Here is a 6,520-nt window from a genome sequence, read left to right on the forward strand (position 1 = left end):
CGGGGGCTCCTGGGCCCCCTTGCGACCGGCGACTAGGCGGCGCGCGTCAGGCGCAGCGTGGGCCCGCCGGTGACGCGCACCACGAGGACCCCGTCGCCGTAGCTGTAGCGGGCGCCTCCCCGCAGCAGGCTTGCGGCCTCCCCCACCGCGTCGGCGCGCGTCACGGGGAACGTCTCCGAGCGCTTCCCGTCGGTGTACTGCGACGTGACGCGCTCACCCTGGGGTACCAGCGTCTTTGCGAGGGCCACGGCCGCCGCCTCCGACGCGGCCAGGATGCTGCCCTCGTTCAGGCTGGCCTCGGGCGCCTTGGCGGTCGGCACGAGGGCCAGGGGGATGAACAGCATCGAGCGGACGCGGATGATCCCCTGGGTGCCGACGTACGCGACGAGCGAGTCGGCGTCCGTCCGGCGTGCCATGCGGATCGCCTCACCGACGTAGTCGGCGCGCACGTGCGTGCCCTCCATGGTGTAGCCGGACACCTGCTCGGCCAGCGCGCACAGGTAGACCGTGTCGCGGGTCGGCTTCACGTCCTCCTCGACCGCCTCGGCGGCCGGGGCGGGCTTGTCGGCCGCGACCGGGGCGCCGTTCTTCCACGCGGCCACCTGTACCGCCTCGGCCGCCTCGCGGGTGGCGTGGCGCATGCTCAGGCCCGCCGGGCCCCAGGATGCCCAGCGCTCGCCGTCCTGGACCGTGTCGGCGCTGCAGAAGTACGAGCCGCCGACACGCTCGCCGTTGACCAGCAGGTGGAAGTCCTCGCCCCACTGGTCACCGTCGCCGAGGGTGTCGTACCCCTCGTGCTCCGGCACGCGGGTCACGACGGGCTCCTCGGCGACCGGCTCCATCCAGTACACCGTGTCGCCGATCGGGGAGACCAGGTTCAGGCCGCCCGTGACGGAGGGGGTGATGGACCACGCCACGGGGGCGCGCAGCGCCATGACGATCATGTCGAGCGCGCTCTCGCGGTCGATGTCCTCGACCGTCTCGGGGTTCGAGAACACCTGCATGTGCTTCACCCAGCGCTCGCCCGTGCCGAGCAGCCCGGCCGCCTCGGTGCGGTAGTCGGCCGTGAGGGCCGCGTTCGTGGCCCGCTGGGCCCCGGCGCTCGGCAGGCCCGCCATGCTGCCCGTGGGCGCCTCCTCGGCGGCGGGGCGCTGCGGGACGAACCACGAGTAGTCGACGCGCACCGTGCCGTCCTCCAGGCGCGTGGGGCGCTGGCCGCGCGGGGCGTTGTTCCTGATGGACTCACGGACGTTGTCGGCGCCCACGAGGCCCATGTCCTTCGCGTCGTCGCGCAGGATGCCGACGTACATGCGGTGCTCGACGTCCTCGACCGCGAACGGCTCCTCGGCGATCAGGTCGAGGAGCGCGTCGCGGCACGGCTCGTCCTCCGGCACGCCGCAGCACGGGCAGGTCTTGGGCGCCTCGGCGGGCATGAGCCCGGCGAGGGTGAGGCAGGTGAGGGCGTCGGCGGTGAGCCATGCGCCGGTGGCCTGGAAGGTCTCGCCGGACGCGCCGATGATCTCCCGGGGCTCGATCACGGCCATGCCCCGGCGGACGAGGGCCTGAACGGTGTTCCAGCGCCCCTCCACGTCGATCTGGTAGGCGTTGCCGTCGGCGGTGCGCAGGCGGCGGTCGAGGGCCTGCGTCATGAGGGCGATCATGGTCTTGGACAGCTTCGCGTTCGTCACGCTGCGCTCCTTGGGCTCGGTCTACTTGGCGGGTAGGTGGCCCACCCTAGCGCACTGCACAGTGCGTTGGTAGCCGTTCGCTCAAGATCTTTTGGGCACACGAAAGCGGGCCCGGGGTACATCCCCGGGCCCGCTGGTGACCTGCTGTCAGACGCGCTTGCGGCAGACCGGCCCCATGCCCCGGGACACCGTCAGCTCACGGCCGCAGTTCATGCACACGTCCCAGTCCTGGCTGATGCGCTCCGCCTCCTCGACGCTCAGCCGGTCCTCGGAGGACAGGCGGGAGATCGAGCCGGGGTCCCGCACGAAGCGCACGTTGCCCGCCTCGGTGCGCGTGATCTCCCGGGAGTACAGGCGCCCCTCGTCGCCCTCGCGGACGCGGTACAGCCTGCCGCCCGGGGCGCGGTAGAGTCCCGGCTCCTCGACGGCCGGGCGCGGCGCGGGCTTCTCGGGGCACGTGCCGCCGGTGTGCTGCGTGACCCACTTGCCGTCGACGTTCAGCCGCTCGCCCTTGCCCTCCTCGACCCACACGGAGCACAGACGGCACGAGCCGCCGAACTTGTTGACCATGGCGGGCCGGGCGGGCTTCGCCTCCACGGCGGGCGCGGGGGCGGGGGTGTTCCACGCCTCCACGATCTCCACGCCCGTGGCGCGGAACTTCGTGCGCAGCATGTCCCGCAGGGACGACAGGCCCGGGCCGTAGCCGACGGCGGGGGCGCCGCCGATGGCGTACGAGTAGCTCCACGTCCACGCCGGGCCGGGCCGGGACACCTCGGGGTAGAGCTTGGCCCGGGTGAGCACGACGCGCACGGCGCCGTCCTTGGCGGGCACGGGGGCCTCCTTGGGCTCCTCGGCCCGGGCGGGCTCGGGGCACTCGCCCGTCTTGTGCTGAACGGCCCAGCGGCCGTCAACGCGCAGGCGCTCGCCCTGCTGCTCCTCGACGCGCTGTCCGCAGTGGCGGCAGTCACCGGCGAACTTGTTGGCGGGCAGCGCCTTGGGCTCCTGGGTCTCGACGTCGGCGCTCTTGCGCAGGCGCGGGGCCGGGCGGGCCGGGGGCTCCTCGGTGTTCAGCCACGCGCCGGTGTAGCGCTTCGCGGTCGCGATCATGATCTCCCGGATCGCGGGGCCGTCGTGGCGGTTCACCGTCCACTCGCGCAGTTCCTCGACGGGCATGCTGCGGCTCACCGCTCGCTCGCCCTGGGTGCTCTCGAACTCAAGGCGGACGCTCGGGTGCCAGATGATCTCACCGGTCTTGTTGCCGTCGGCGTCCAGGACGTGACGGCCGATGCCGCCGTTCTCCTGGATCTCCACGGCCTTGACCCTGCGCCACGCCTTACGGGAGTCGACGGGGGTGTATCCGGAGTAGGTCGAGTAGTGCGCCCACACGAGGTCGCCCGGCTGCAGGTCGACCACCGGCACCGCCAGGCGCGCCGCCATCGCCTCGTCGTAGCGCTCGCGGGCGAGGCGGCCCCGGCGGGTCAGGACCGTCTTTGTTCCCAGGCACTGGAAGCACACGGTTCCGGTGATCTGGTTGTACTGGTGGTGGCCCGTGCCGCCGCAGCGGCTGCACTCGGTGGTCTCGAAGTTAATGATCAGCTTGGTGTCGGTCATGGCGTCCTCCTTGGCGGGCAGGGTGCCAACCTAGCGCACTCCGTAGTGCGCTGCAAGACTCCATGACCGACACCATGATCAGACCCCTACCGGCGGGGCTTCTTCGGCCGCCTCGGCCGTCTCGGGTGCGCGCTCACTCGCTCACCTCCTCGGCGAGGGTCTTGGCGGTGATCCGTACGTTGCTGGCGTTCCACCGGCCCGACCGGGCGGGCCGGTAGTACAGCTCGGCGTCAGCCAGCATCGTCTCTCGCCACTCGTGCTCGACGATCTCGACGTGGTCGAGGACGCGGAGCGCGTCACGCTTCGCCGCGTCCTCGTCGTGCCGGACGGATTCGACGCACTTCCCGTGGGTGACGACGTAGACCGTGCTCACTTGCGTGCCTCCTCGGCGGTCCAGTGCTCCGGCGCCGTGCCCGGGCCGGGGAGGTACGGTGCCCAGCGGGCCACGGTCACGCCGTGCGCCCGGGCCAGCGTCGCCGTGCCCCAGGCGCGGGCGGCGTGCGTGTCGTCCTCGGGGAGCGTGGCGTTCACGTCGTAGACGACCGTGTCGGCGCCGGTGCCGTAGCGCAGCGCCCACGCCGCGTCGTCGCTCCCGGCGGCCTCGTAGGCGAGCGTCCAGCGCTCCCCTGTGCCATCCTCGGCGGCGGGCTCCTCGTTGGTCATTTGCGGGCCTCCTTCTTGCGCTTCGCGCGGTTCTCGGCGACCTCGGCCGCCATGTCGTCGACCTTGCGTTCGGCGCCCTCGACGGCCTCGCGGATCACGAAGGCGACGGCGTCCCGCAGGCTGTAGGGGTTGATCCACTCGGACAGCATCCAGGCGCGTCCCACGACCACGTAGGCGACGGCGACGCTTGCCGACACGAGCACCTCGGGGTGCTCGCCCGTCGCGCTGTAGTCGGCGCGGTCGTCCTCGGTGGTGTAGCGCACGTGGACATCGACGCGGTAGTCGTCGACGAGGAACGAAGCGCGGCCGTCGGGGTCCAGGCGGAACCCGGGGTCCGCGTCGCGGAGCTGCTTGAACGGCAGGGGCAGGACGGTCACAGCGTCGCCTCGGATCCCTCGCGCAGGGCGACCAGCTCGCCGCACTCGATGCGGTCGGCGGTGCCCGTCACGGTGGCGCCCTCGGTGTGTTCCAGGGCCACGCTGAAGAGGTGGACGACGCTGCTCGCCGACATGCTGCGCTCTCGCCCGAGGGCGGCCGGGTCCGCGTCGCTCCTGACGATCTGGTAGTGGTCGGCGGCGCGCAGGGTGTCGAGGAGCGCGCGCCCGGTGAGCGGCTCGGCCTCCTGCAGCTCCGCCTCCAGGTCGATGAACTCCAGGTCGCTCAAGAACTTCTTGACGGCCTCTCGCCTGATGTCCTGCATGACGATCTCGACACCGCTCATGGAGTGCTGCCGGGTCCGCAGCGCGCGCCACGCGGTCGCGCGGGCGTCGTTGATGCGGTCCATCAGCTTCTCATCGTCGAAGGACGTCTCTCCGTTGTCGTCCAGGGAGAGCGGTTCGGCGTACAGGAAGTGCAGCGTCCGGGCGGCCTGGTACTCGACGAACCGGTCGGCGGTGAAGTCGCCGGGGCGCTCGTTGATCCGCTCGCGCATCTGCTGCAGCTCGGTGGCGTAGCGCTTGTGGGCGTCCTTGGCGTAGGTGCGGACGGTTTTCGGGACGTTCACGGTCTCCCCCTGGTGGGCGGTGGTAGTGGGTGGTGATGGGTGCCCCGGGCGGGCCTCGAACCCGTCCTCGGACCGGTGCGCCCGCTGGCTGCGGGCGCCGGGGCGGTGGTGCTCAGGCAAGCGGGTGGACGGGCATGGTGCCCAGGCGTCCGGCGTAGCGGTCCTCGAACTGCTCGGCGCTCGCGTCGCAGCCGGGGCAGGAGTCGCGGCCGGTGCCGTAGCCGTCGGCGCAGGGCTTGCCGTACAGGTCCCGGATCATGGCCTTGACGGCTTCCTCGGCTCCGTCGGTCGACCTCCAGTCGCGGCCGGTGTCCGGCCCGGCGGTGATCGTCGCGTGCACGGCGCCGGACTCGTCCTGGCTCAGGCGCACGTCGCGGCTGGCGTAGTGGAATGCGTACTCGGTCGGCTCGGTGTAGGTGTCGCTGTCCCGGGTCGGCGAGACGTCGGCCACGCGCGCGCAGTCGCGCAGGTCGGCCCATACGGCGTCGGCCATCCCTTCCGCGTTGCGCTTGTCCAGTGCCGCGCGGGCCGTGTCCCACTCGGGGTTACGGTCGTCGCGCAGGTGGCCGAGGAGGGTCTGCGCGCGGCACAGGGCCTGCAGCGCCTCGGTGACGCGGTAGTCGGCCACGTCCGGGCGGTCGTTCTGCCAGCCCGTCAGTTCGGTGAGCGCGGCGGTGATGCGGCCGTGGATGCTCTCGGCGGTCTCGATCTCCATGCGGCGTGCCATGGGTGTCCCCTCGTCGTGGTGGCGGGTGGTGGTAAGTGCCCCGGCCGGGCATCGAACCCGGCTCGGACCAGCGCCCCCGGCTGGCTGCCGGGGGCCGGGGCGGTGGGGCTCAGAAGTCGGCGATCTCGGTGGCGCCCTTGCTCATCAGCTCGATGAACCGGGCCTCGACGTCGGCGGGCAGGGGCTCGACGAGCCAGGAGTGCCCCCACTTGTAGCCGGTCTCCAGGCACACGATGCCCATGTCGAGCAGCTCGGTTCCGGTCTTGCCCTCGGGGACCTCCATGTGGGCGCAGGCGGGCCGCATGTCGTTCAGGTGCCACTTACCGAGGTCGTGCAGTTCGCGGGCCTCCTCCAGCGTGAAGCCCGGGGCGGGCCGGGTGATGCGGCCGAGGTGCTCCAGGGTCGCGCCGGAGACCACGTGGTTCCGGCCGATGTTCTTCTTCCCGGTGAACACGTCGGAGGTGAGGGAGAGCGTCGCGGGGGCCTCGATGTCCTCGTGCGTGACGGTCGTGCTCGTCTGGTCCGCGTGGCGGATCTCGCCCGTCATGAGCACGCGCTCACCGGCGGCGGTGGTACCGACGAAAACGTACTCGCGGCGGAAGGTGGGGACGGTGGTGCGCGTCATAGCGTTCTCCAAAGTCTTGGCGGGTGGTGGTGCGGTGCCAACCTTACGCACTTTAAAGTGCGCTGTCTAGCCGGTGGGGCGGGCCGCCGGGCGAGGGGTTCCCGGCGGCCCGCGAGGGGCTGTCAGCCCTCGGTGCTGGCGGCCGTCTCGGAGGTGTGGCGGCGGTTGTGGCGGCGGAAGGCGGCGCGGCGGGCCTCGACGGG

General features: G+C 72.0%; 8 protein-coding genes. All 8 read right to left on the reverse strand.

Annotated features, from left to right (window positions below; translation table 11 throughout):
* Positions 1-32: 32 nt before the first annotated feature.
* Positions 33-1,688 (reverse strand): hypothetical protein, encoded by a 1,656-nt coding sequence (locus ACH4S8_RS38005; protein WP_398402591.1) that lies wholly within the window; start codon positions 1,686-1,688, stop codon positions 33-35.
* Positions 1,689-1,835: 147 nt separating this feature from the next.
* Positions 1,836-3,299: a hypothetical protein gene (locus ACH4S8_RS38010; RefSeq protein WP_398402593.1), complete on the reverse strand. Its 1,464-nt coding sequence runs from the start codon at positions 3,297-3,299 to the stop codon at positions 1,836-1,838.
* 133 nt (positions 3,300-3,432) lie between these two features.
* Positions 3,433-3,672 carry a hypothetical protein gene (locus tag ACH4S8_RS38015; protein ID WP_398402595.1) on the reverse strand — a complete coding sequence of 80 codons (240 nt, stop codon included), beginning with the start codon at positions 3,670-3,672 and terminating at the stop codon, positions 3,433-3,435.
* Positions 3,669-3,962: a hypothetical protein gene (locus tag ACH4S8_RS38020; protein WP_398402597.1), complete on the reverse strand. Its 294-nt coding sequence runs from the start codon at positions 3,960-3,962 to the stop codon at positions 3,669-3,671. Before ACH4S8_RS38020 ends, ACH4S8_RS38015 begins: the two co-directional genes overlap by 4 nt.
* Positions 3,959-4,339, reverse strand: a complete 381-nt coding sequence (locus ACH4S8_RS38025; protein ID WP_398402599.1) for a hypothetical protein — start codon at positions 4,337-4,339, stop codon at positions 3,959-3,961. The genes ACH4S8_RS38020 and ACH4S8_RS38025 overlap by 4 nt, the downstream gene beginning before the upstream one ends.
* Positions 4,336-4,965, reverse strand: coding sequence for a hypothetical protein (locus ACH4S8_RS38030; protein WP_398402601.1), 630 nt, complete (start codon positions 4,963-4,965; stop codon positions 4,336-4,338). Before ACH4S8_RS38030 ends, ACH4S8_RS38025 begins: the two co-directional genes overlap by 4 nt.
* A 112-nt stretch (positions 4,966-5,077) precedes the next feature.
* On the reverse strand, positions 5,078-5,692 hold the full coding sequence (locus ACH4S8_RS38035) for a hypothetical protein (RefSeq protein ID WP_398402603.1): 615 nt from the start codon (positions 5,690-5,692) through the stop codon (positions 5,078-5,080).
* A 109-nt stretch (positions 5,693-5,801) separates the two neighbouring features.
* Positions 5,802-6,317, reverse strand: a complete 516-nt coding sequence (locus tag ACH4S8_RS38040; RefSeq protein WP_398402605.1) for a hypothetical protein — start codon at positions 6,315-6,317, stop codon at positions 5,802-5,804.
* Between the last annotated feature and the right edge of the window lie 203 nt (positions 6,318-6,520).

Source organism: Streptomyces sp. NPDC021080, assembly GCF_044333225.1.
In the GTDB taxonomy this organism is placed as follows: Bacteria; Actinomycetota; Actinomycetes; order Streptomycetales; family Streptomycetaceae; genus Streptomyces.